The organism is Rhizobacter sp. P3_C12 (genome assembly GCF_056402735.1).
In genome coordinates, this window is the sequence record NZ_JBFUGW010000618.1 from 1 (window position 1) to 987 (window position 987).

1 protein-coding gene is annotated in these 987 nt (G+C 64.4%); it reads right to left on the reverse strand.

The genetic code is table 11. From position 1 onward, the window contains the following. On the reverse strand, positions 1 to 947 hold a 947-nt coding region (locus AC1DXV_RS34980), incomplete at its 3' end, for a Y-family DNA polymerase (RefSeq protein WP_477938094.1). Positions 948 to 987: the final 40 nt, after the last annotated feature.

A 987-nucleotide genomic window follows, 5' to 3' on the forward strand; every position in this document is an offset into this window, starting at 1 on the left:
GTCATGCTCGGGCTGTGCTGGCGATCCTGCTTTCGATGCGGGCTCGTCGTAATGAAGACGTGAACCGATCCCGCCGCACTGCCCTGCTGCCGCAGCTTCTCAGCCACGCGGGACGCGAAATCGCTGACCACCTGCTCCAGCTCCGCCAGTTCGGTCACGGCGCTTCCGAATGACCGCGAGCACATGATCTGCTGCCGGCCTGCCGGCGTGTCGTCGAGGTCGAGACACGAGGTGCCGCGCAGCTCCAGGAGCGTCTTCTCCAACACCACGCTGAACTGGCTGCGCAGTGCCGTGATGTCTGCGTTGAGCAGGTCTCGCACCGTGTGGATGCGGGCCTCTGTCAGTCGCGCTCCGATGCGCCGGCCTATGCCCCACACGCAGCCCACCTCGGTTACCCCCATCACTTCTCCCAGCTCCGCTCGGGACATCGCACCGAAGTTGCACACCTGTGCGAAGGCGGCCGGATACGAGCCCGGCTTGCGATCGGCCATCTTCGCGACATGGTTGGCCAACTTCGCAAGGGTCTTGGTCGGACCGAAGCCCACGCTGGTCGGGAGGCCGGTCCACTGCAGCACAGTCCGGCGGATGTCGCGGCCAATCTCGACCAGGTCGCCGCGCACGCCGTCGAAGTCGAGGAAGCACTCGTCGATGCTGTAGATCTGCTGCCGCGGCGCGTATTGCCCGACGATCGACATCATGCGACTGGACATGTCGCCGTACAGCTCGAAGTTGGCAGACAGCGCGATCAGCCCCGTCTCGCGCTCCAGATGTCGCACCTGGAACCACGGCTGCGCCATCTGCACACCGAGATCCTTGGCCTCGTTACTGCGCGCGATGCAGGCGCCATMGTTGCTTGACAACACGACGACCGGCCGTCCGTTAAGCGAGGGCTTAAACACCCGCTCGCAGCTCACGTACATGTTGTTGACGTCGACCAGCGCAAACATGGCGCAKGCTCAAACGGGCATCGCCTTGATGGCGTTGGTC